This is a genomic window from Rahnella sp. CJA17(1/100) (assembly GCF_963881615.1).
Taxonomy (GTDB): Bacteria; Pseudomonadota; Gammaproteobacteria; order Enterobacterales; family Enterobacteriaceae; genus Rahnella; species Rahnella aceris.
Genome location: NZ_CAWOJA010000005.1, coordinates 38,084 through 62,250, shown reverse-complemented (window position 1 = coordinate 62,250; position 24,167 = coordinate 38,084). Strand labels below are relative to the sequence as shown.

Sequence of the window (24,167 nt, the reverse complement as noted above, 5' to 3'; positions counted from 1 at the left end):
TGTTAATCCCCGGCGGCGCGATATTCAGACGTAAGGAAAATGCTTATGTATTACCTGAAAAATACTAACTTTTGGATGTTCGGGCTGTTCTTCTTCTTTTACTTTTTCATCATGGGTGCCTACTTCCCGTTCTTCCCGATCTGGCTGCATGATATTAATCAGATCAGCAAAAGCGACACCGGCATTATCTTCGCCAGCATTTCGCTGTTCTCACTGTTGTTCCAGCCGGTGTTTGGTTTACTGGCGGATAAACTGGGGCTGAAAAAGCATTTGCTGTGGATCATCACCGGCATGCTGATCCTGTTTGCGCCATTCTTTATCTACGTGTTTGGGCCGTTACTGAAAATTAATATCTATCTCGGTTCGGTGGTGGGCGGGATTTACCTTGGCCTGATTTACAACGCCGGTGCGCCTGCGATTGAAGCCTATATCGAGAAAGTCAGCCGTCGCAGCAGCTTTGAATTTGGCCGTGCACGTATGTTCGGTTGTGTCGGCTGGGCGCTTTGCGCATCGGTGGTCGGCATCATGTTTACCATCAACAATGAATTTGTGTTCTGGCTCGGCTCCGGCTGTGCGGTGATCCTAGCCATCCTGTTGCTGATCGCCAAACCGGAAGTCACGTCCAGCGCGCGCGTGGCCAACGAACTGGGGGCGAACAGCAAACCGTTCAATCTCAAACTCGCCCTCGAACTGCTGAAAGACAAGAAGCTGTGGTTCCTGGCGCTGTACGTCATCGGTGTTTCCTGTACGTACGACGTGTTCGATCAGCAGTTTGCCAACTTCTTTACCTCCTTCTTCACGTCATCTTCTGAAGGGACGCGCGTCTTTGGCTATGTGACCACGATGGGCGAACTGCTCAACGCCAGCATCATGTTTTTCGCACCGCTGATAGTGAACCGCATTGGTGGCAAGAATGCTTTGCTGCTGGCCGGTACCATCATGTCAGTGCGCATCATCGGCTCGTCTTTCGCGTCATCGCCGCTGGAAGTGGTGGTGCTGAAAACCTTGCACATGTTTGAGGTGCCGTTCCTGATTGTCGGTTGCTTCAAGTACATCACCTCAGTATTTGAAGTGCGTTTCTCGGCGACGATTTATCTGGTGACGTTCTGCTTCTTCAAACAGGTGGCGATCATCTTTATGTCCGTTTTCGCGGGCAACATGTATGACCGAATCGGTTTCCACGGCACCTATCTGATCCTCGGAGTCGTCGCGCTGACCTTCACGGTGATCGCAGCCTTTACGCTGAGCGGCCGCGGCCCCCTTCAGGCATTCAAAACCCCTGAACCGTTAAAAAACAGCCACGCAAATTCTTAATTTATCTGAACTCTTTGCTGCGAAATTGGCACTTCATCGCATTGTTAGTTAACCTTACAGAACACTTGCTGCCTCGTTAAACGGGGCAGCTTTGGTTTCTTGCAGCCCGTGAGGGTGTAATTTTGGGGTACTTTAAATGGATGATTTAAACGTTGTGGGCAGCATCAATAATGCTGGCAACTGGTTGGTGAGAAACCAGGCGTTACTGCTTCATTACGCGGTGAATATTGTGGCAGCGATCTTCATTCTGATTGTGGGGATGATTATCGCCCGTGTCGTTTCCGGTGCCGTCAGCCGGGTCTTAAAAGTTCGTGGTATTGACATCACCGTTTCCGACTTCCTTTCCGCCATGGTGCGTTACGCGATTATCGCGTTCACGCTGATTGCGGTTCTGGGGCGGATTGGCGTGCAAACCACGTCCGTGATCGCCGTCATCGGTGCCGCCGGTCTGGCCGTCGGTCTGGCATTACAGGGGTCGCTGTCCAACTTTGCGGCCGGCGTTTTGCTGGTGATCTTCCGTCCGTTTCGTGCCGGTGAATATGTCGATCTCGGCGGCGTGGCCGGTACCGTCACTCAGGTACAAATTTTTTCCACTACCCTGCGTACGCCGGACAACAAAATCATTGTGGTGCCGAATGGTAAAATCATCGCCGGTAACATCATCAATAATTCACGCGAACCGACCAGCCGTATCGAGCTGACGGTGGGCGTGGGTTATGACTCTGACATCGATCTGGTGAAAACGATCCTGACCGATATCATCACAGCCGATCAGCGCGTTTTGAAAGATAAAGACGTCGTGGTTCGCCTCAACGAAATGGCAGCTTCAACCCTGAATTTCATTGTGTACGCCTGGACCAGCAACGGTGATGCACAGAACGTGAAATGGGATCTGCTGGAATCGTTCAAACGCGCGCTGGATAAAAACAATATCAATATTGCGTATCCGCAGATGGATGTTCACCTGTATCAGGTGGCGAATGCGGCGGGCAACCAGCAGGAAGAACGACGCACTTTCGAATAAAGTATGCTTCCCGGATTCAGATTTTCTCAGGCGCCTGCGGGCGCCTTTTTCATGCCTGAAATATCATCCTGCCACTGATAAGCCAGTCTAATGACCGATTAGAAATATCCATTTCCTCTTATACCGGCTAAGCCCTTACACTGCGCGCAATCTCTGTTATTCACTCTCTGAAGGATATCCCATGCTGGCTATTTTCCTGCAAGGACTGGCGATGAGCGCCGCGATGATTTTACCCATTGGCCCGCAGAATGCATTTGTGATGAATCAGGGCATCCGTCGTCAGTATCATCTGATGATCGCCGGTTTGTGCGCCCTGAGCGACATTGCGCTGATTTGTGGCGGTATCTTTGGCGGCAGCGCGCTGCTGAGCAAATCCCCGACCTTACTGATGCTGGTGAGCTGGGGCGGCGTGGCGTTTTTACTCTGGTATGGCTGGGGCGCGTTTCGTACTGCCTTCAGCAAAAATCCCGAACTGGCGCAGGCCGAAGTGGCGAAGCAAAGCCGCTGGAAAATCGTGGTCAGCATGCTGGCGGTCACCTGGCTGAATCCGCACGTTTATCTCGATACTTTCGTGGTGCTCGGCAGTCTGGGCGGCAGCCTGAGCCATGATGAGCGTTCGTGGTTTGCGCTCGGCGCGGTCAGTGCGTCAGTGATGTGGTTCTTCGGGCTTGCGATCCTCGCCGCCATGCTCGCGCCCTGGCTGAATACCGGCAAAGTGCAGCGCGTCATCAACTTTATCGTCGGTGCAATTATGTGGGGAATTGCAATACAACTGGCGCGTCAGACCGGGGTATTTTGAGTTTTGTCACTAATCTTAGTTTCTGTTGTAACGGATTATGCTACGGTTTCGCAGATTGTTTGACCTATCTATTGCCAGATCTTTGATGATTAATGGAGGCACTGTGAAACTGAAAGCATTGGCTGTAGCAGCGATGTTGGGATTAGGGACATTACCGCTGGCGTTACAGGCGGCAGAATTACCTGCCGGGCCGCACGTCGTGACGTCAGGCACCGCAAGCGTGGATGCCACGCCGGATATCGCGACGCTGGCGATTGAAGTCAGCGTGTCGGCGAACGATTCAGCCAGCGCCAAGAAGCAGGCTGATGAACGCGTGGCAGAGTACTTTGCTTTCCTGCAGAAAAACGGCATTGAGAAAAAAGATATCAATGCGGCCAACCTGCGTACTCAGCCGGAATATAACTACCTGAAAGATGGCACGTCACAGCTCAAGGGCTACCGCGCCGTGCGTCAGGTTCAGGTAACTTTGCGTCAGCTCGACAAACTGAATGAACTGCTGGATGGCGCGCTGAAATCCGGCCTGAATGAAGTGCGTGCGGTTGAACTGGGCGTCGCCAATCCGGATAAATTCCGTGATGAAGCGCGTCAGAAAGCGATTGAAAACGCCACGCAGCAGGCAAAATCGCTGGCCGAAGGTTTCCATACCAAACTGGGGCCGGTTTACAGCATTCGTTATCACGTTGCTAACTACCAGCCGATGCCGGTGGCGCGTATGTATAAAACCGCCGAAGCCGCAGGGCAGAGCGATGTCGCGCAAACCTACGAGCAGCAAAGTATTCATTTCGACGATCAGGTCGATGTGGTATTCGAATTGCAGCCTCAGGCACCTGCACCAGCCCCGGCTCAGTAAGAATGATTCTGTAAAAATGAAAAAACCCGCTCCGGCGGGTTTTTTGTTTCTGACCTTTTATGTTGCCTGTCGGACTTCTTTATCGGCTGAAAAGGTCACCTGTTTCTGTGCTTCCAGCACCCGCAATCTTTCTGTCAGCGCCTGGCTGATCGAGGCATAAGCGGTACTGCCCAGCGCCAGACGTAGTGGCGGACTGACGGCATCGGCAGCGGTGATCATCGCCCGGACAGTATTTACCGCGTCACCTTTAATGGCGAAATCACCGGATGCAATCGCCCGGCGTACCTCACCGGCGGGTGTCTTTTCGTAGCACGGCAAGGGCGTTGCATGATCCAGCCCGGCGCCAAATTCTGTGCTGGTCGGGCCGGGTTCCACGATCAGGAAATCAATGCCAAACGGTGCCACTTCCTGCGCAACGGATTCGACAAACCCTTCAATCCCCCATTTGGTCGCATGATAAAGACTGAAGTTGGGATAAGCGATCTGTCCGCCTTCCGATGAAACCTGCACAATCCGGCCGCCACCTTGTCCGCGCAGGTAGGGTAAAACGGCGCGGATAAGCTGGATCGAACCCACCAGGTTAGTGGCGATCTGCCTGTCGATTTGTTCGTCACTGGTTTCTTCGCCTGCGCCGAACAGGCCATAACCGGCATTGCTGACCACGACATCAATACGTCCCATCTTAGTGAATGCGCCGGCAACGGCTGCTCTGATTGCCGGAGTGTCTGTGACGTCGAGCGTGATGCTATGCAACTGATCGCCATAGATCGCCTGTAAGGCGTCAAGCGCACCCGGCTTGCGTAAGGTGGCGATCACCCGGTCACCGCGCTCAAGTAGCTGTTCAGTGAGCAGGCGTCCAAGGCCGGTCGATGTGCCGGTAATAAACCATGTCTTTGCCATTATCAAATGCCTCTGTTGCAGAAGTTGCCAGACATTCAGGGTAGGGCAATACTATTGTTGCGTTAATACCCAATAACCCGCATGAACAGGTGAATATTCCACACCAATGAGCAAACCATTATTGAGCAAACCGACCCTGGCAGAACTCAGGGCCTTTATGGCCGTTGCTGAACATCGCAGTTTCCGCCGCGCCGCCGATCTTTTGGGCATTACCCGATCCTCGCTCAGCCATATTATGCGCGGGCTTGAAGATCGTCTTTGCGCACGCCTTTTGCACCGCACGACGCGCAGTGTGTCACTGACCGAAACGGGTGAACGCCTGCTGAAACGGATTAATCCGCTGATGAACGGGCTTGATGCGGCGCTGGAAGACGTGGCGGGCGAGCCGGGGCGGCTGACGGGTGAATTACGTATCAACGGCAGCGAGGGCGCTATCCGCTTGTTGTTGCGCAATATTGTGCCGCAATTCATGGCGCGTTATCCCGGTGTGGCGCTGGATCTGGTGGCGGAAGGAAAGCTGGTGGATATTGTCGGGGAAGGGTTTGACGCAGGGATCCGGCTGGGAGAAGCGGTTCCACGGGACATGATCGCCGTGCGACTCAGCCCCGACATGCGCTTTCTGGCCGTGGCTTCGCCGGATTATCTTGCGGCGCATCCCGCCCCTGAAACGCCGGATGATCTCGCCCGCCATCAGTGTCTGCGTCAGCGCCTGCCCAGCGGAAAACGCTATCGCTGGGAGTTCCACAAACGCGGACAGGAAGTGGCGGTGGACGTGCCGGGAAATCTGACGCTGGATAATACGCAACTGATGATTGAGGCCGCACAGGACGGGCTGGGGATCGCGTATGTTCCTGAAGATTATGCGCAGGTTGCGCTGAAAGAAGGGCGGCTAATCGCAGTGCTGGAAGACTGGTGCCCGCCAATCCCCGGTTTGTTTCTCTACTTCGCGGGCAACCGGCATGTGCCCGCGAGCCTGCGGGCATTGATCGAGATGGTCCGGGAGAAAAGCGATTAAACGCCGCTTTTCACGCCGGATAATTCTGTCAGTCCTGACGCAACACCTGATGTCCGTGGGCGATCAGTGCATCGGTGACTTTACGCATCATGCGGCTTTCGGGCGCAAAACGGTGCCAGTAAAGCATACGGCGCTGGAACAGGCCGGGCGTCAGGTCGATCAGCTCGCCGCTTTCCAACTCTTTCTCGATTTGCAGATGCGGGATCATGCAGCAGGTGGTGCCCTGACGGGCCAGTTGCACAAAGGCTTCCGACGAGTTAACGATGTGGCACGGCACGCTGCCCGGCGATAAATCGAAGTTCTGTTGCAGGAAGGCCTGATGCATATCGTCCAGATGGTCAAACGCTACCGCAGGCGCTTTCAGCAAGGCGGAGCGGGTAACGCCGTTCGGGAAATAGCGATCAGCAAAAGGTTTCGAACCCACAAACAAATAGTCCAGCGCACCAAGCTGATCCACCAGACAGCTCGGCAGTGGCTGGGGCTGAATACTTACCGCGCCCACCACTTCACCACGACGCAGACGTTCCTGCGTGCGCGTTTCATCTTCCACCTGTAAATTCAGGCGGATAGGGGAATCAACCAGCACTGATTTCAGCGCCGGTAACAGCCAGGTTGCCAGACTGTCGGCATTGACCGCCAGTGAAAGCAGCAGAGGTGTATCATTGCTTTCATTGTTGCTGTCACTGCCAAGCCACTCTTCTTCCAGTAATTCCACCTGATGTAACAAGGCCAGTAATTTCTGTCCCTGTTCAGTCGGCCGGGGTGGAACGGTACGAACCAGCAGCGGCTGGCCGAACAAATTTTCCAGTTGCTTGATGCGCTGAGAGACGGCCGATTGTGTGATGCAAAGCTTCTGCGCTGCGCGCTCAAAACCGCGCTCACGGATCACCGCGTCCAGTGCCTGCAGCGTTCTATAGTCCGGGCGTTTCATCGGAGTTCTGTCCCTTAGATTTAATTTTATCCGAACACTATGCCACAGATTGTCAGGATTTGTGGTGAGGAAAATCTTTGTGTTTGCAGCACAATTGCACTTAATAAGTGTGATCTGGCTGCGGTGTTGTTTATCCAAATTGCCGGGACATGCTTTATAATCACCGGCACTCTTCGTTCCACCGAACTATTCACGCCACTTACGTGTTATCAGACAGAGAAGCCATTATGACGCAGGAAGAATTGAAAAAAGCAGTCGGCTGGGCCGCACTGGATTACGTCACGCCGGGCACCATTGTCGGTGTCGGTACCGGATCCACCGCCGCACATTTCATTGATGCACTGGGTTCCATCAAAGGCCAGATTGAAGGTGCGGTTTCAAGCTCCGATGCTTCTACCGCAAAACTGAAGAGTCTGGGTATTCATGTTTTCGACAGCAATGAAGTGGATTCGCTGGATGTGTATGTCGATGGCGCGGATGAAATCAACGGCTCGATGCAGATGATCAAAGGGGGGGGCGCTGCGCTGACCCGCGAAAAAATCATTGCCGCGATTGCCAAAAAATTCATCTGTATCGTGGATGCTTCCAAGCAGGTTGATGTGCTGGGTAAATTCCCGCTGCCGGTGGAAGTGATCCCAATGGCGCGCTCTTATGTTGCGCGTGAACTGGTTAAACTCGGCGGCCTGCCGGAATACCGCCAGAATGTGCTGACAGACAATGGCAATGTGATCCTTGATGTGCATAACCTGAACATTCTTGATGCCGTCGCGATGGAAAATAAGATCAACAGTATTGCCGGTGTTGTGACTGTCGGCCTGTTCGCCAACCGGGGTGCTGACGTGGCGCTGGTCGGGACTTCTGAAGGTGTCAAAACCGTCAAACTGAAGTAATCAGAATATAAGCAGAAGATCTGGCTGCTTTAGGGCAAGGCAGCCAGCCTAAGCCTCGTCATTGCACTGTCATAACGCAATGTTATGAAGATGATAATTTTCTGACTGAATCATCTTTTCTTCAAAGGCTTTAATTTGGTGACTTATGTCACATTTCTGTATTTCTCCTCCTGAACGTCTGGCACAGTAAAATTGAACCAGCATGAAATGCTAAAAACCGGCAGGCGTGCTGAGCCTTCTGCTGGGGGGCAGGCAATCGTTTGTATTGATGATGGCGGATTTTTTGTTATGTTGACTGTGAGCAGTCATCTTGCAGTTCGAATTCAGCCAGAAAAATATAGGGTCGGGAAATGGCAAAAGTATCACTTGAGAAAGACAAGATTAAATTTTTGTTAGTGGAAGGCGTCCACCAAAGTGCGGTTGATACACTCCGTGCCGCGGGTTACACCAATATTGAATTTCACAAAGGTGCTTTAGACACGCAATCGCTGAAAGAATCGATCCGTGATGCGCACTTTGTTGGACTCCGATCGCGTACTCAGCTGACTGAAGAAGTGTTCCAGGCAGCCGAAAAACTGGTGGCTGTTGGGTGTTTCTGTATCGGCACCAATCAGGTAGATCTGAAAGCTGCGACCCGTCGCGGTATTCCGGTCTTTAACGCACCCTTCTCCAACACCCGTTCGGTTGCGGAAATGGTGCTGGGCGAGATGTTGCTGATGATGCGCGGCATTCCTGAAGCGAATGCGAAAGCGCACCGTGGTGTCTGGAACAAGCTGGCGGTCGGTTCATTCGAAGCGCGCGGCAAGCGTCTGGGTATCATCGGTTACGGCCACATTGGCACGCAGCTGGGGATTCTGGCGGAAAGCCTGGGGATGCGCGTCTTCTATTATGACATCGAAAGCAAACTGCCTTTGGGCAACGCGCAGCCGATTGCCACACTGGAAGAATTGCTCAATACCAGCGACGTGGTCACGCTGCATGTGCCGGAAACAGCCGGAACCAAAGACATGATTTCTGAAGTGCAGCTGGCGCAGATGAAGCCTGGCGCGTTGTTAATCAACGCCTCACGCGGTACCGTGATCGACATTCCTGCTCTGTGCAATGCGCTGCGTAACAAACATCTTTCCGGTGCGGCTATCGACGTCTTCCCGGAAGAACCGGCGACTAACAGTGACCCGTTCAATTCTCCGCTGTGTGAATTCGACAACGTATTGCTGACGCCGCACATCGGCGGTTCGACGATGGAAGCGCAGGAAGGTATCGGCCTCGAAGTGGCAGGCAAACTGGCGAAATACTCTGACAACGGTTCTACACTGTCAGCGGTTAACTTCCCGGAAGCGTCTCTGCCAGCGCATACCGAGAAAGCCAGCCGTCTGCTGCATATCCATGAAAACCGTCCGGGTGTGCTGACCAGCATCAACCAGATTTTTGCGGAACAGGGCATCAACATTGCTGCGCAGTACCTGCAAACCAGTCCAGAAATCGGTTATGTGGTGATTGATGCAGAAACGGATATCAATACGCTGACTACCGCGCTGCAACTGATGAAGGCGATTCCGGGAACCATTCGTGCCCGTTTGCTTTACTGATAAGCCTTTCTGAAACAGACAAAATACCAACCGCCGAAAGGCGGTTTTTTGTTTTATGGCATCAGGGCGTTAAAAAATGTCTGCAGAGGGAATAAAGGGGGGATCAAAACGTCAGAAGTAAAAGGACAGGGTAATCAGACCGCAGAGGATCATTGATGAAAAAGTGATTTCGAACAGGTAGCGGCGCAGCATCATCTGTCAGTACCTCAGGGCAGAAAACGGAGAAAAAAACACCCGGCGAACCGGGTGTTAAATTTTTCAGTCTTGATAAGAGTGAACAGATTCGTTCACAAAGACTTCTTAGTGACTTCTTATGCTGCCGGAGTTGCTTTAGCCGGAGCAGCTTTCTTAGCATGTTTCACGTGCTTTTTAGCCGCCTGCGCCTTCTGAGCAACAGGAGCAGCTTTCTTAGCGTGTTTCACGTGCTTCTTAGCCGCCTGCGCTTTCTGAGCAACAGGTGCCGCTTTTTTAGCGTGTTTCACGTGTTTCTTAGCCGCCTGCGCCTTCTGAGCGACTGGTGCTTTTTTAGCGGCTTTTTTGTGTTTCTTGGCAGCTTGCGCTTTCTGAACAGGTTTCTTGTGTGCTTTATGCTTAGTGGCATGAGCCGGAGCTGCGGTGGTTGTGGTAGCAGCAGGTGCCGGCGTTGCGGTAGTTTCAGCAGCGAAAGCGACAGAAGACAGGCCCATTGCAGCGGCTACAACCAGAGCTAATACTTTTTTCATCTTTAATTCCTCAGGGATCTTGGTTTGTGTGTCTACCCCACTGCGGGGCCGATGTGAGAATAATAGGCGTGACAAACCTTGCTGTCCGTGAGTGATTGGTTTCGGCGTGTAACGGTATGTATAAAGATAAAGTATTATCAATTTCAATTGGTTGGGGTTTTAAAAAGCGAGGGAGAGGTGCGGGTTCCAAGCTTAGTTACAACATACTTATGAGGTGTGCTTTCTATTTCTGGCTGGCACTCTGCTTACCGTGGATTTATATCGTCTGGCATCACCATCTCCACACTTTTCCAGGCGTGATGACCTCAGGTAAAGGCACATCCCAGTGTTCCACCGGTAAAGCATCGACATGCTGACAATCGTGCGCTAATCCGATCGGATACGGCCCGCCTTCTTTCCAGCGCTCAAGTGTGCGGTCATAAAAGCCACCACCCATACCTAAACGTTGCCCCGCACTGTCGAACGCCACCAGCGGCGTCAGGATGATATCCAGCTGCGCCAGCGGGATCACCTGCGTGACATCCAGTTGTGGCTCAAGAATGTTGAGCCGGTTGCGCACCAGCGTCGTATCGGGCGTATAACGCAGAAAAAGCAGATTACCCGGCGAGAAAGGGTGCAGCACTGGCAGACAAAGCTGTTTGCCTTCGTTCCACAAACGGGCGATCAACGGTGCGGTATCCAGCTCACCATCAAAGGACAGAAACAGGGAGACTGAAGTGGCGGACTGAATTTTCGGATGGGTTGCAACGCGTTCTGCAGCCTGCAGCGCAAAATGAGTTTGCTGTTCAGCGGTCAGCGTATTTCTGCGTTGGCGTATTTCACTGCGGATGGTTTGTCGGGCAGAAGCAAAAAGCGGCGTGTAGGGCATAGATACAAACACCAGAAAGGGATGTACCAAAAAGAAAGGGGAATCTCCGAGATGCCGTCGCAGGCTGTAACCCTTGAACCCATGGTTCAAGGTGAACGTGCTGTCGCAATCTTTAGGCTTCTCGGACGGACCGAGCATGCGCACCGATTACGGATCATCACATTCTGTTGGTACTAATTATCGGCTCAGGGGACGGGCCCGCTGGCGAACATCTCAGAGAAATTTTTTACCGTTTCTGACGACCTGTGACCAGTCAGTCAGCAACGTGTGTTATTCGAAAGGCGCCCCTTCACGTTCAGAGATCCGGCCTTGTTCGAGCAATGCCTGCTCGATGGTTTGTTGCAACATCCGTATACGTTGTTCCATATTGGATGCGTAGTCGCGCGTTTTCAACCTTTCCTGAGCAAGTTCGTGACATACGTTCAATGCCGCGATGAATACCAGTTGCTCCGTATTGGTGACTCTAGTGCGAACTTTCAGATCTTGCAACCGCTGATTAAGATCTTCAGCTGCCAGATTCAGTGCTTCCTGTTGTTCTGGCGGACAATTCACCCGTAAAGAGCGACCAAAAATTTGAATATCTACCGGTTGTGCAGACATGCCACCTTCCTGCTGATTTATTCGTCCGCCCCAACGTGACCACTACGACCTGGCGCAGGATGTTGGAAGCGGGCGCCACTATAACTATCTCAATACCAGGTTACAACCCCATGACCGGCTGACTGCTGCCCGATTGTTCAGAGCGTGCCATTCATGTCTAAGACCACCCCATCACGGGCTGCTAATCTGGTACTACGACAGACCTTGGTGGTAGCATAACACGAACTTAACCTGCCAACGATGGCGAATGCGCATGTCTATAGAGAATACTTACCCTACTTACGATTCGTTGGATCAAAACCTGAAACAACAATCGGTTGCTTTGACCGCAGCAGAAATGCACGGTTTGATCAGTGGTTTGCTGTGCGGTGGCAATCGCGACGGCAGCTGGCTGACGATGGTGCATGATCTGACTAACGAAGGTATGGCCTTCCCGCACACGCTGGCAGATTTGCTACAACAATTGCGCAAAGTGACGTCAGACACTCTCGAAGATGACAGCTTCGAATTCAAAATGTTGATGCCCGACGATGAAAAACACATCTTTGAGCGTGCCGATGCGCTGGCCGGATGGGTTAACCATTTCCTGCTTGGCCTGGGCATGATGCAGCCAAAACTCGCCAAAGTGAAAGGCGAAGTCGGTGAAGCGATCGACGATTTGCGCAGCATCGCGCAACTGGGCTACGACGAAGATGAAGATCAGGAACAACTGGCGCAATCTTTAGAGGAAGTGGTGGAGTACGTCCGTGTTGCCGCCATTCTGTGCTTTGGTGAATTTGGCCACAGCCGCCCGACGGCTGCGGAAAATCACCGTACTTTGCATTGATGGTACATTGCATTACATAAACTGATTGCACTCATTAAAACGATTTCAGGAGAAGGTGATGACTCAGCAAGAGTACGAGAATCGTCGTCAGGCGCTGTTAGCGAAGATGGCCCCGGGAAGTGCTGCGGTAATTTTTTCTGCGCCCGAAGCACCACGCAGTGCCGACAGTGAATACCCGTATCGTCAGAGCAGTGATTTCTGGTACTTCACCGGTTTCAATGAGCCGGAAGCGGTATTGATCCTGGTGAAAAGTGATGAAAATCATAACCACAGCGTCCTGTTTAACCGCGTCCGTGATCTCACCGCTGAAATCTGGTTTGGTCGTCGTTTAGGTCAGGAAGCCGCGCCCGCCAGGCTTGGCGTGACCAAAGCGCTGCCTTTTGATGATATCAACGATCAGCTTCATCTGCTGCTTAACGGTCTCGACGTGCTGTATCACGCACAGGGCGATTACGCCTATGCGGATGAAATCGTTAACCGTGCCATGGAAAAACTGCGCAAAGGCTTCCGTCAGAATCTCTCGGCCCCGGCCACTGTCACCGACTGGCGTCCGTGGGTGCATGACATGCGCCTGTTCAAATCGGCTGAAGAGATTGCCGTTATGCGCCGCGCCGGACACATCACCGCGCTGGCCCATACCCGTGCGATGGAAAAATGCCGTCCGGGCATGTTCGAATATCAGCTTGAAGGCGAGATTCATCACGAATTCACCCGTCACGGTGCACGTTATCCTTCCTATAACACCATTGTGGGCGGCGGCGAAAACGGCTGCATCCTGCATTACACCGAAAACGAATGTGAACTGCGTGACGGCGATTTAGTGCTGATCGACGCCGGTTGTGAATATCAGGGTTATGCGGGTGATATCACCCGCACGTTCCCGGTGAACGGCAAATTCAGCAAAGCGCAGCGCGAAATCTACGACATCGTGCTGGCGTCAGAATATAAAGCGCTGGAAGTGTTCGGGCCGGGCAGCAGCATTCAGGCCGCGACCGAAGCCGCAGTTCGCGTGATGATTGAAGGTCTGGTCAAACTGGGCGTGATGAAAGGTGACGTTGAAACCCTTTACGCGGAGCAGGCACACCGCCAGTTCTTCATGCACGGTCTTTCCCACTGGCTGGGGCTGGACGTTCATGATGTCGGCCATTATGGCTCAGTGGATCGCAGCCGTACGCTGGAGCCGGGCATGGTGCTGACCGTTGAACCGGGTCTGTATATCGCGCCGGATGCCGACGTACCGGAAGCATACCGCGGCATCGGTATCCGTATTGAAGACGACATTCTGATCACCACCACCGGTATTGAAATTCTGACCGGCGATGTGGTGAAAGAAGCCGATGATATTGAAGCGTTAATGGCGGCGGCAAAGAAATAATATGAGCATCGTAATTGTTGGCGGCGGCATGACCGGTGCCACGCTGGCGCTGGCGATTTCTTCGCTGACGCAGGGACGTTTGGCGGTGCATCTGGTGGAAGCCACTGCGCCGGAACATCACGGACACCCGGGTTTTGATGCCCGCTCGATTGCACTGGCGCAGGGAACCTGCCAGCAATTATCGCGGGTGGGGATCTGGTCTGCCCTGGCGGCAATCGCCACGCCAATCCGTGATATCCATGTCAGCGATCGTGGTCACGCGGCCTTTGTGAATCTCAATGCCGCGCATTATGGCGTTGAGGCGCTGGGGCAGGTGGTTGAGCTGCATGAAGTTGGCAAACGTCTGTTTGCGTTGCTGAAAAATGCACCCGGCGTCACGCTGCATTGTCCGGCGAAAGTTATGGATGTCGCGCGTTCACAAGATTCCGCCAGCGTGACGCTAGACAGCGGTCAAACGCTGACAGCACAGCTTTTGGTGGCCGCTGACGGTTCGCATTCTTCGCTGGCAAAAGCCTGCAATATTGGCTGGCAGCGTGAAGATTATGGCCAGATTGCCGTCATCGCCAACGTGGCGACCAGCGAGCCGCACAACAATCGTGCTTTCGAGCGTTTCACCCAACACGGTCCGCTGGCACTGCTGCCGATGTCCGATGGCCGCAGTTCACTGGTCTGGTGCCATCCGCGCGAAGCGAAAGGCGAGATCGATAACTGGACTGAAGCACAGTTCCTCAGTGAGCTGCAAAAAGCCTTCGGCTGGCGGCTGGGTACCATGAAACAGGCCGGTAAACGGTTCAGTTATCCGCTGCAATTACAGCAAGCCAATAGTCACATCAGCCACCGTCTGGCGCTGGTTGGCAACGCGTCGCAAACGCTGCATCCGATTGCCGGACAGGGTTTTAACCTCGGTCTGCGTGACGTCATGACGCTGGCGGAAACACTGGCTAATGCTGCTGCACAAGGTGCCGATGTCGGCAGTTACCGCGTGCTGAGTGAATATCAGCAGCGCCGTCAGCCCGATCAGCAGGCAACCGTCGGCGTTACCGATGGTTTGATCCACCTCTTTGCCAACCGCTGGCTGCCGTTAATGGTCGGGCGCAATCTCGGTTTACTGGCGATGGAAGGCATTACGCCATTACGCGATGCTTTCACTCGCAGAACGTTAGGTTGGGTTGACCGTTAATCCCTACAGGAAAAATTATGCAATCTTTTGATGTGGTTATCGCCGGTGGCGGAATGGTTGGTCTGGCGCTGGCGTGCGGATTACAGGGCAGCGGTCTGCGTGTTGCCGTGCTGGAAAATCAGCAGCCGGATCTTGATACGCCATTGCCGGCACAGCCTGGCTTGCGGGTTTCAGCGATCAATGCTGCCAGTGAACGTCTGCTGAAATATATCGGCGTCTGGGACAACATTATTGCGCAGCGTGCCAATGCCTATCAGGGGATGGAAGTCTGGGATCGCGACAGCTTCGGCAAAATCGCGTTCCGCGGTGAAGAATACGGTTTCAGCCATCTGGGTCATATTATTGAAAATCAGGTGATCCACCGCGCCTTGTGGCAACGTGCGGAAAAATCTTCCGACATCACGTTGCTCGCACCAGCCACATTGAAGAATGTAGCTTGGGGCGAAAACGAAGCGTTTATCACCCTTAATGATGATCGCCAGCTCAGCGCGCGTTTAGTGGTCGGCGCGGATGGCGCACAGTCGTGGCTGCGTAAGCACGCCGATATTCCGCTGACCTTCTGGGATTATCGCCATCATGCACTGGTGGCGACCATACGCACTGAAAAACCGCACCAGTCTGTCGCAAGGCAGGTATTCCACGGCGAAGGTATTCTGGCATTTCTGCCGCTGGCAGATGCACATCTGTCTTCTATCGTCTGGTCAGTGTCACCGGATGAAGCGCAGCGCCTGAGTGCGCTTGAGCCGGAAGAGTTCAACAAAATCCTCGCCAGCACCTTTGACCTGCGTCTGGGTATTTGTACCGTAGAAAGCGAGCGCGTGACCTTCCCGCTGACCGGCCGTTATGCCCGCAGTTTTGCCGGACAACGTCTGGCGCTGGTGGGCGATGCGGCACACACCGTGCATCCGCTGGCCGGGCAGGGTGTCAACTTAGGTTTTATGGATGCCGCAGAACTGGCCTCCGAAATCAAACGCCTGCAAAAAGAAGGCAAAGATTTCGGCCAGCACATGTACCTGCGTCGTTACGAGCGTCGTCGTAAACACAGCGCTGCGCTGATGCTTGCCGGGATGCAGGGCTTCCGCGAACTGTTTGCCGGTGACAATCCGGCCAAAAAACTGCTGCGTGATATTGGCCTGACGCTGGCGGATTCCCTGCCGGGCGTGAAGCCGAAACTGGTCCGCCAGGCAATGGGGCTGAATGATTTACCGGAATGGTTACGGGACGATTCGCTTCGATTGAAATAATCTAATTTTAGCTCAATTTTTCCATTACATTTTCTAATTCGGGGCCGGATTTCTCATTCTGCAAATGGTGAGAAATCCGGCCTTGTCGTTATATAACATCGATACTTTTGATGTTTATTTGTAGATTTTGCGCCATAAACCCCAGTTTGCCAGTCAAAAACTCTGCACAATGCCCTTGTGAGATCACTGACATTCGTTCCGCTCTGCATATTTTAACTTATGGTTAGCAGGGAGATTCAGTGGTAAGTTCGAGCAAGGGTATCGTTTGCGCTCCCTGTCATTTTCAACTTTCAGGCAGCCTTTTCGTCATGGGGAATAAGATGGTTAAGCAGACTCAGCTTTATGAACAACATGTTGCGTGCGGTGCGCGTATGGTCGATTTCCACGGCTGGATGATGCCTCTGCATTACGGCTCCCAACTGGATGAACACCACATCGTGCGTCAGGATGCCGGTATGTTTGACGTCTCGCACATGACCATTGTCGATCTCCACGGTGCCCGTACCCGTGAATTCCTCCGTTACCTGCTGGCGAACGATGTCGCCAAACTCACCGTTCCCGGCAAAGCGCTCTATACCGGTATGCTCAATGCGTCCGGCGGCGTGATCGACGACCTGATTGTTTACTTCCTCAACGAAAATTATTTCCGTCTGGTGGTTAACTCCGCAACCCGCGAGAAAGATCTGGCATGGATTTCGCAGCATGCAGAACCGTACGCCGTTGAACTGACGGTGCGTGATGATCTGGCGCTGGTCGCTGTACAGGGGCCGCAGGCGAAAGAAAAAGCGGAAACCTTGTTTACCGCCGGGCAAAAACAAGCTGTCGCGGGCATGAAGCCGTTCTTTGGCGTGCAGTCCGGCGACCTGTTTATCGCGACAACCGGTTATACCGGCGAAGCGGGTTATGAAATCGCGCTGCCGCAAGAGCAGGTGGCGGATTTCTGGCAGAAATTGCTGGCAGCAGGCGTGAAGCCCGCCGGTCTGGGCGCGCGCGACACGCTGCGTCTGGAAGCCGGTATGAATCTCTACGGTCAGGAAATGGACGAAGGCGTTTCGCCGCTGGCGGCCAACATGGGCTGGACCATCGCGTGGGCGCCGGAAGACCGTCACTTTATTGGCCGTGACGCACTGGAAAGACAGCGCGAGCAGGGCACCGAACAGCTGGTCGGCCTGGTGATGACCGAGAAAGGTGTATTGCGTAACGAACTGCCGGTGCGATTCACCGACAGCGCGGGCAACACGCTGGAAGGCGTGATCACCAGCGGGTCATTCTCTCCGACGCTGGGCTACAGTATTGCACTGGCACGCGTTCCGGCAGGCATTGGCGAAAATGCCATTGTGCAGATCCGCAACCGTGAAATGCCGGTAAAAGTCACCAAACCCGGTTTTGTCCGTAACGGCAAACCGCTGGTGCAGTAACGAATTCGTGATAAAAATTATCCGGTTAACGCTGAATTAAGCACTTTTTTGGAGAAAGTAACATGAGCAATGTTCCAGCAGATTTGAAATACGCATCCTCCCACGAGTGGATACGTTCAGAAGGCAACGGCGTTTATACCGTAGGCATCACCGAACACGCACAGGAGTTACTGGGCGATATGGTTTTCGTTGATCTGCCAGAAGTCGGCCGTGAAGTTGCCGCCGGTGAAGACTGCGCCGTGGCTGAATCCGTCAAAGCGGCGTCAGATATTTACTCTCCAATTAGCGGCGAAATCGTTGCAGTTAACGGCGAACTGGAAGGTTCTCCGGAGCTGGTCAACAGCGAGCCATACGGCACCGGTTTCCTGTTCCAGATTAAAGCGTCAGACGAAAGCGAACTGGCTAAGCTGCTTGATGCAGAAGCCTACTCAGCGTCCATCGACGAGTAATTACACATTGCATTACCCGCCCCGCAAACCGCTTGCGGGGCAGTTCCAGACCCGTAGCTTTTGTCAGTATCCCAAGACACCTCCAGCAGATTTCAGGAATGCGTAGCAAATGACTCAGACTCTCAGCCAACTCGAACACAGCGAAGCCTTTATCGGCCGCCACATCGGTCCGTCTTCTCAGCAGCAGCAACAGATGCTGGAAACGGTCGGTGCGGATTCTTTAAATGCGCTGATCCAGCAGATCGTTCCGGTCGATATCCAGTTACCAGGCCCGCCGGCTGTCGGTGATGCCGTCACGGAACATCAGGCGCTGGCTGAGCTGAAAGCCATTGCCAGCCAGAATCAACGCTATAAATCCTACATCGGTATGGGTTACAGCGCGGTGCTGACACCGCCGGTTATCCAGCGCAATATGCTGGAAAATCCGGGCTGGTACACCGCGTACACGCCGTATCAGCCGGAAGTATCACAGGGCCGTCTTGAAGCGCTGCTGAACTTCCAGCAACTGACTTTAGACTTAACGGGGCTGGATCTGGCTTCTGCTTCTTTGCTTGATGAAGCGACTGCCGCAGCTGAAGCGATGGCGCTGGCAAAACGTGCCAGCAAACTCAAAGATGCCAACCGTTTCTTCGTGGCAGACGACGTGCATCCGCAAACGCTGGATGTGGTGCGTACCCGTGCGGAAACCTTCGGTTTTGACATCATCGTTGATAAAGCCGAAAAAGTGCTCGAGCTGGAAGGCGTGTTCGGCGTGCTGTTGCAGCAGGTTGGCACCACCGGTGAAGTTCACGATTACACCGCGCTGCTGGGCGAACTGAAATCCCGCAAAATTATTACCAGCGTCGCCGCTGACATTATGGCGCTGGTGTTGCTGGCTGCACCGGGCAAGCAGGGCGCAGACGTGGTCTTCGGTTCCGCGCAACGCTTTGGTGTGCCGATGGGCTACGGCGGCCCGCACGCGGCATTCTTCGCCTGTGTAGACGAATTCAAACGTTCCATGCCGGGCCGTATCATCGGGGTTTCCCGTGATGCCGCAGGCAAAACTGCACTGCGTATGGCGATGCAGACCCGCGAGCAACATATCCGCCGCGAAAAAGCCAACTCCAACATTTGTACCTCGCAGGTTTTACTGGCGAATATTGCCAGTCTGTATGCGGTATTCCACGGTCCAGAAGGCCTGAAACGCATTGCGTCACGTATTCACCGTCTGACCGACATTCTGGCCGCTGGCCTGAAACAGGGTGGCCTGACGCTGCGTCATAACACCTGGTTTGACACGCTGACTGTTGAAGTCAAAGACAAAGCCGCTGTGCTGGAACGCGCACTGAGTTTCGGTCTGAACCTGCGTACTGACATTCACGGCGCAGTCGGTATCACCCTCGACGAAGCCACGTCCCGCGAAGACGTTCAGGTTCTGTTCGCTGCCCTGCTGGGTGACGACAATGGTCTGGATATCGACAAGCTGGACAAGGCGGCATCGACCGACAGCAACTCTATTCCTGCGGCGATGCTGCGTGTGGATCCGATCCTGACCCATCCGGTATTCAACCAGTACCACAGCGAAACCGAGATGATGCGTTATATGCACCGTCTGGAGAAAAAAGATCTGGCGCTGAATCAGGCCATGATCCCGCTGGGTTCCTGCACCATGAAACTGAACGCTGCGGCAGAAATGATCCCGATAACCTGGCCGGAATTTGCCGATCTGCACCCGTTCTGTCCGACAGAACAGGCTGGCGGTTATCAGCAGATGATTGGTCAGTTGTCACAATGGCTGGTTCAGCTCACCGGTTACGACGCAGTTTGCATGCAGCCAAACTCCGGCGCGCAGGGCGAATACGCGGGTCTGCTGGCCATCCGTCGTTACCACGAAAGCCGTAACGAAAGCGGCCGTCACATCTGCCTGATCCCAAGTTCAGCGCACGGCACCAACCCGGCTTCCGCGCAGATGGCGAGCATGACCGTCGTAGTGGTCGCGTGTGACAAACAGGGCAACATCGATCTGAGTGACCTGCGTGAAAAAGCGGCGAAAGCGGGCGATGAGCTGTCTTGTATCATGGTGACGTACCCTTCAACGCACGGCGTTTACGAAGAAACTATCCGCGAAGTTTGCCAGATTGTGCATCAGTACGGCGGTCAGGTTTACCTCGACGGCGCGAACATGAACGCACAGGTCGGCATTACCACGCCGGGTTACATCGGCGCGGACGTCTCGCACCTTAACCTGCATAAAACCTTCTGTATTCCGCACGGCGGCGGCGGTCCTGGCATGGGCCCGATTGGTGTGAAAGCGCATCTGGCGCCGTTCGTTCCGGGTCACAGTGTGGTGCAGATTGACGGCGTGCTGACGCAAAACGGCGCGGTTTCTGCGGCACCGTTCGGCAGTGCTTCCATCCTGCCAATCAGCTGGATGTATATCCGCATGATGGGCGCGGAAGGTCTGAAACAAGCCAGCCAGGTGGCAATTCTGAATGCGAACTACATCGCGACCCGTCTGAAAGACGCGTATCCGGTGCTGTATACCGGCCGTGATGGTCGTGTGGCGCACGAATGCATTCTGGATATTCGTCCGCTGAAAGAGACGACCGGTATCAGCGAAATGGATATCGCCAAGCGTCTGATCGACTACGGATTCCACGCGCCGACCATGTCCTTCCCGGTGGCCGGTACGCTGATGGTTGAACCAACCGAATCAGAAAGCAAAGTGGAACTGGATCGCTTCATTGATGCGCTGCTGGCGATCCGCAGTGAAATCGACCGCGTGGCGCAAGGCGAATGGCCGCTGGCAGACAACCCGCTGGTGAATGCACCGCACGTGCAGAACGAGCTGGTCAGCGACTGGAACCATCCGTACACCCGCGAAGTCGCGGTATTCCCGGCCGGTTACGACAACAAGTACTGGCCGACGGTGAAACGTCTGGATGACGTGTACGGGGACAGGAATTTGTTCTGTTCGTGTGTACCGATGTCAGATTACGAGTAAGACGCCGATCTGCTCCTCGCTGAGAAGGGTGAGGAGTAAAAAACTCGGGCTGCTCCCTCCCCTGCGAAGGGGAGGGTTGGGGTGGGGTATTAAGGTCAGAATCCAAAAATTAAAGTTAGCTTTGTCAAAGTGTTAGTCCTTAAAACCCCCTCCCGGCCTCCCCCTTCGCAGGGGGAGGAGCTAAGCCAAATTCCCCTTTCTTTCTGTTTCTCCTACACTTTCCTCATTTCCCCCAATGGAATCTTACACTCATGAAAATCGCTCTCGTCACCGGCGCCAGTCGCGGCATCGGCCGTGCAACGGCTCTTCTTCTTGCGCAGCAGGGTTACGCCGTCGGTGTGAATTACGTGAATAACGAAACCGCAGCGCAATCTGTCATCGATGAAATCCATCAGGCTGGTGGCAAAGCCATCGCGCTGAAGGCTGATATTGCCGATGAAGCGCAGGTTGTCGCGATGTTCAAACAGTTGAGCGCCGAACTCGGCCCGATCACCGCGCTGGTGAATAATGCCGGGATTTTGTTCCAGCAGACCACCATTGAAAATCTCTCTGCTGCACGTATCAACAAAGTGCTGACGACTAACGTGACCGGGTATTTCCTGTGCTGCCGCGAGGCGGTGAAAATCATGTCACACCGGCATGGCGGAAAGGGCGGGGCGATTGTGAATGTGTCCTCGGCGGCTTCCCGTTTAGGTGCGCCGGGTGAATATGTCGATTACGCGGCATCGAAAGGTGCGGTGGATACCCTGACAACCGGTCTGGCGCTGGAAGTGGCGGCGTACGGTATCCGCGTTAACTGTGTGCGTCCGGGTCTGATCTACACCGAAATGCATGCCAGTGGCGGTGAGCCGGGGCGTGTCGATCGCGTGAAAGCCAATCTGCCGATGCAGCGCGGCGGTCAGCCGGAAGAAGTCGCACAGGCGATTGCCTGGTTGCTGTCGGATTCCGCCTCTTACGCCACCGGCAGCTTTCTCGATCTGGCTGGCGGCAGATAGTCAGCGTAAATCATCGATAGCGGGGTTCGCTCCCCGTTCACTCCCCCAAAACGGTCAAATCCACACAAACGGTCATTAACGGTCATTAAATTGCACGAGGAATTGTGACCGTTTGCAAATCTGTTGCTGTTCTGTTGCAACGCAAATGACGATTTAATGCCGTTCCCACCACAGATCCAAACTTTAACATTTCATCTTTTCTCACCTTTTCGTGACAACTATCACAGGACGATTGTGGCAAAAAATGCGCACAGTCGCCTTTGAGGCACTGCGCATTCCATAAACATCCGGCTGCGTATCCTATTTGACATCGGGAAAGAGGAATCACCACATGCTGCCAGTAGAGCGACATCGATATATCACCGAAATTCTCAGCCAGCGCGGACGCATTCTTGTGCAGGAAGTGGCGCAGTTATGCCGCATCTCGCTGGAAACCGCGCGGCGGGATCTGGCGCTGCTGGAAAAGCGTGGCGTGCTGTTACGCAGCCATGGCGGCGCGGTGTTTAAAGAACATTCGGCGGCAGAAAAAACCTATGTGCCGTCGCAGATTGAACAGGGTGAATCCTTTCGTGACCGCAGCAATCAGTCACCGGACAGCAAAACGCGTATCGCCAAACGGGCGTTACAGCTGATCAATCCCGGCGATTGCCTGCTGCTCGACAGCAGTTCCAGCAGCTGGTTTCTGGCGCGCCAGTTGCCTGACATTCAGCTGGTGGTGCTGACCAACTCGGTGCACATCATTCAGACGCTGGCGGTGAAAGCTAACGTGCGGGTGATCGGACTGGGCGGCGAATACTCGGCGAAATACGAAGATTTTGTCGGTGTGCTGGCCGAACAAATGCTGAAAGAGTTCGTCATCAACAAACTGTTTTTCTCCTGTCACGGTATCAGCCACGAAGGCGGCATCCGTGAAAGCAATGAACATCACGCACGGCTGAAACAGCAAATGCTGCTTTCCTCCGAGCACAAAATTTTGCTGGCTGACTCCAGCAAATTCGGCCGCCGCTCTTTTGCGCGGATCTGCCACTACCGGGAAATCGACACACTGATAACAGACCATCTGGAGGATGAAGAATTCCGCCAGGAACTGGCCTGGAGCAACGTTAACGTGATTGAAGTTTCTCCGTCACCCCTACAGAAAAAAACTAAAAACAGCCGCAACGGCCCGTTAGCTGCGGCACATAACTGACCTCCCAGGAGAGTAAACATGATCAAGAAATCCGTTCTTGCCTGCCTGTTCGCCACAGCCATGTTGTCCCTGTCTGCGCACGCCGCCGACAAAATTCGCATGGGCGTGGTGGTGAAAGTCGGCGGTAACGCCTGGTTCAACGCGATGGAAGCCGGGATCAAAAGCGAAGCGGCCAAACGCGGGATCGACGCGTGGCAGGTCGGGCCGACCAGCGCGGATCCGGCGTTACAGGTGCGTGCGATTGAAGATCTGATCGCCCAGAAAGTGGATGTGATCGGCGTGGTGCCCAACGACGCCCGCGTGCTGGAGCCGGTACTGAAACGCGCTCACGACGCCGGGATCAAAGTCATCGTGCATGAATCGCCGGATCAGAAATATGCCGACTGGGATTTCGAAATGGTCGATGCCACGCAGCATGGCATTAATCACATGATCGCGCTGGCGCAGTGCATGAAAGAGAAGGGCGACTATGCGGTGTATGTCGGAAGTCTTACCGTGCCGCTCCATCAGAAATGGGCTGATGCCGCCATCAATTACCAGAAAGAACATTATCCGGATATGCATCTGGTCGGTGACAAATTTGGTGTCGGCGAATCCCTTGATGACAGCATCCGTACCACCAACGACCTGATGTCCAAAGACGCCAACCTGAAAGGCATTCTGGCGATCGGCTCGCAAGGCCCGATTGGCGCAGGCCGCGCGGTGCTTAACCGTGGCAAAACTGACGACATCTGTGTGTTCGGGCCATTCAGTCCGGGTCAGGGCGCCAGTCTGGTGAAAGCCGGGGCCATCAAAGGCGGCTTTATCTGGAACCCGATGGTCGCGGGTGAAGTCTTTGTGCGCATCGCCGAGAAGCTGGAGAAAGGCGAAAAAATCACTGACGGCATGACCATTGAAGGCATGGGCAAAGTGAAAGTCGATGAAGCAACGCACACCATTCTGGGCAACGAAACCGAAAGCCTGGACAAAGCTAACCTGCCGAAACTGGTCAAAATGGGGCTGTAAT

The 24,167-nt window shown here is 54.0% G+C and carries 22 protein-coding genes and 1 other RNA gene; 17 read left to right on the top strand and 6 right to left on the bottom strand.

The genetic code is table 11. The annotated features are described in order from the left end of the window. Positions 1 to 45 precede the first annotated feature (45 nt). From AACU55_RS03560 to AACU55_RS03545, 4 genes are all read left to right on the top strand, one after another. The gene (locus tag AACU55_RS03560; RefSeq protein WP_134706663.1) at positions 46 to 1,314 is read left to right on the top strand and encodes an MFS transporter; all 1,269 of its coding nucleotides are present in this window, start codon (positions 46 to 48) and stop codon (positions 1,312 to 1,314) included. Positions 1,315 to 1,450: 136 nt separating this feature from the next. Beyond that, positions 1,451 to 2,338 carry a small-conductance mechanosensitive channel MscS gene (mscS, locus tag AACU55_RS03555; protein ID WP_013576798.1) on the top strand — a complete coding sequence of 296 codons (888 nt, stop codon included), beginning with the start codon at positions 1,451 to 1,453 and terminating at the stop codon, positions 2,336 to 2,338. 181 nt (positions 2,339 to 2,519) lie between these two features. Then, positions 2,520 to 3,137 (top strand): arginine exporter ArgO, encoded by a 618-nt coding sequence (argO, locus tag AACU55_RS03550; RefSeq protein ID WP_037036668.1) that lies wholly within the window; start codon positions 2,520 to 2,522, stop codon positions 3,135 to 3,137. Between the two features lie 103 nt (positions 3,138 to 3,240). After that, the gene (locus tag AACU55_RS03545) at positions 3,241 to 3,987 is read left to right on the top strand and encodes an oxidative stress defense protein (RefSeq protein WP_013576796.1); all 747 of its coding nucleotides are present in this window, start codon (positions 3,241 to 3,243) and stop codon (positions 3,985 to 3,987) included. A gap of 57 nt (positions 3,988 to 4,044) precedes the next feature. Here the strand turns inward: AACU55_RS03545 and AACU55_RS03540 are convergent, their stop codons facing one another. After that, positions 4,045 to 4,887, bottom strand: coding sequence for an SDR family oxidoreductase (locus tag AACU55_RS03540; RefSeq protein WP_037036671.1), 843 nt, complete (start codon positions 4,885 to 4,887; stop codon positions 4,045 to 4,047). A 106-nt stretch (positions 4,888 to 4,993) separates the two neighbouring features. Here AACU55_RS03540 and AACU55_RS03535 point away from each other — a divergent pair, with 106 nt between their 5' ends. After that, positions 4,994 to 5,902, top strand: a complete 909-nt coding sequence (locus tag AACU55_RS03535; protein WP_134706662.1) for a LysR family transcriptional regulator — start codon at positions 4,994 to 4,996, stop codon at positions 5,900 to 5,902. A 28-nt stretch (positions 5,903 to 5,930) separates the two neighbouring features. On the opposite strand, the gene AACU55_RS03530 is transcribed toward AACU55_RS03535, so the two are convergent. Continuing rightward, positions 5,931 to 6,833: a LysR family transcriptional regulator ArgP gene (locus AACU55_RS03530; RefSeq protein WP_013576793.1), complete on the bottom strand. Its 903-nt coding sequence runs from the start codon at positions 6,831 to 6,833 to the stop codon at positions 5,931 to 5,933. A 227-nt stretch (positions 6,834 to 7,060) separates the two neighbouring features. Between AACU55_RS03530 and rpiA the strand changes: the two genes are divergently transcribed. After that, positions 7,061 to 7,723, top strand: coding sequence for a ribose-5-phosphate isomerase RpiA (gene rpiA, locus AACU55_RS03525; protein WP_013576792.1), 663 nt, complete (start codon positions 7,061 to 7,063; stop codon positions 7,721 to 7,723). Between the two features lie 350 nt (positions 7,724 to 8,073). Beyond that, on the top strand, positions 8,074 to 9,312 hold the full coding sequence (serA, locus tag AACU55_RS03520; RefSeq protein WP_037036675.1) for a phosphoglycerate dehydrogenase: 1,239 nt from the start codon (positions 8,074 to 8,076) through the stop codon (positions 9,310 to 9,312). Positions 9,313 to 9,623: 311 nt separating this feature from the next. On the opposite strand, the gene asr is transcribed toward serA, so the two are convergent. From asr to zapA, 4 genes are all read right to left on the bottom strand, one after another. Beyond that, a complete protein-coding gene (gene asr, locus AACU55_RS03515; protein ID WP_013576790.1) occupies positions 9,624 to 10,034 on the bottom strand; it encodes an acid resistance repetitive basic protein Asr in 411 nt (136 codons plus the stop codon). Positions 10,035 to 10,305: 271 nt separating this feature from the next. Continuing rightward, positions 10,306 to 10,902 (bottom strand): 5-formyltetrahydrofolate cyclo-ligase, encoded by a 597-nt coding sequence (locus tag AACU55_RS03510; RefSeq protein WP_037036679.1) that lies wholly within the window; start codon positions 10,900 to 10,902, stop codon positions 10,306 to 10,308. Between the two features lie 39 nt (positions 10,903 to 10,941). Next, a non-coding RNA gene (ssrS, locus tag AACU55_RS03505) (6S RNA) lies at positions 10,942 to 11,125 on the bottom strand. Between the two features lie 47 nt (positions 11,126 to 11,172). After that, positions 11,173 to 11,502 (bottom strand): cell division protein ZapA, encoded by a 330-nt coding sequence (gene zapA, locus AACU55_RS03500; protein WP_013576788.1) that lies wholly within the window; start codon positions 11,500 to 11,502, stop codon positions 11,173 to 11,175. A gap of 253 nt (positions 11,503 to 11,755) precedes the next feature. Here zapA and AACU55_RS03495 point away from each other — a divergent pair, with 253 nt between their 5' ends. From AACU55_RS03495 to AACU55_RS03450, 10 genes are all read left to right on the top strand, one after another. Next, positions 11,756 to 12,328, top strand: coding sequence for a YecA/YgfB family protein (locus tag AACU55_RS03495; RefSeq protein WP_015690331.1), 573 nt, complete (start codon positions 11,756 to 11,758; stop codon positions 12,326 to 12,328). Between the two features lie 58 nt (positions 12,329 to 12,386). Continuing rightward, the gene (gene pepP / locus AACU55_RS03490; RefSeq protein ID WP_013576786.1) at positions 12,387 to 13,703 is read left to right on the top strand and encodes a Xaa-Pro aminopeptidase; all 1,317 of its coding nucleotides are present in this window, start codon (positions 12,387 to 12,389) and stop codon (positions 13,701 to 13,703) included. A gap of 1 nt (position 13,704) precedes the next feature. Further along, complete coding sequence (gene ubiH, locus AACU55_RS03485; protein WP_134706661.1) at positions 13,705 to 14,883, top strand: 2-octaprenyl-6-methoxyphenyl hydroxylase; 1,179 nt, start codon at positions 13,705 to 13,707, stop codon at positions 14,881 to 14,883. A gap of 17 nt (positions 14,884 to 14,900) precedes the next feature. Continuing rightward, positions 14,901 to 16,127: an FAD-dependent 2-octaprenylphenol hydroxylase gene (gene ubiI / locus AACU55_RS03480; protein WP_037036684.1), complete on the top strand. Its 1,227-nt coding sequence runs from the start codon at positions 14,901 to 14,903 to the stop codon at positions 16,125 to 16,127. Positions 16,128 to 16,447: 320 nt separating this feature from the next. After that, complete coding sequence (gene gcvT, locus AACU55_RS03475) at positions 16,448 to 17,545, top strand: glycine cleavage system aminomethyltransferase GcvT (protein WP_013576783.1); 1,098 nt, start codon at positions 16,448 to 16,450, stop codon at positions 17,543 to 17,545. A 62-nt stretch (positions 17,546 to 17,607) separates the two neighbouring features. Next, positions 17,608 to 17,994: a glycine cleavage system protein GcvH gene (gene gcvH / locus AACU55_RS03470; RefSeq protein WP_037036686.1), complete on the top strand. Its 387-nt coding sequence runs from the start codon at positions 17,608 to 17,610 to the stop codon at positions 17,992 to 17,994. 109 nt (positions 17,995 to 18,103) lie between these two features. Continuing rightward, entirely contained in the window at positions 18,104 to 20,977 is a 2,874-nt protein-coding gene (gcvP, locus tag AACU55_RS03465) for an aminomethyl-transferring glycine dehydrogenase (RefSeq protein ID WP_013576781.1), read from the top strand. Between the two features lie 251 nt (positions 20,978 to 21,228). After that, the gene (locus AACU55_RS03460; RefSeq protein WP_134706660.1) at positions 21,229 to 21,972 is read left to right on the top strand and encodes an SDR family oxidoreductase; all 744 of its coding nucleotides are present in this window, start codon (positions 21,229 to 21,231) and stop codon (positions 21,970 to 21,972) included. A gap of 331 nt (positions 21,973 to 22,303) precedes the next feature. Continuing rightward, a complete protein-coding gene (locus tag AACU55_RS03455) occupies positions 22,304 to 23,161 on the top strand; it encodes a DeoR/GlpR family DNA-binding transcription regulator (RefSeq protein ID WP_013576779.1) in 858 nt (285 codons plus the stop codon). A gap of 18 nt (positions 23,162 to 23,179) precedes the next feature. Further along, on the top strand, positions 23,180 to 24,166 hold the full coding sequence (locus AACU55_RS03450; RefSeq protein ID WP_013576778.1) for a substrate-binding domain-containing protein: 987 nt from the start codon (positions 23,180 to 23,182) through the stop codon (positions 24,164 to 24,166). The last annotated feature ends 1 nt before the right edge of the window (position 24,167 follow it).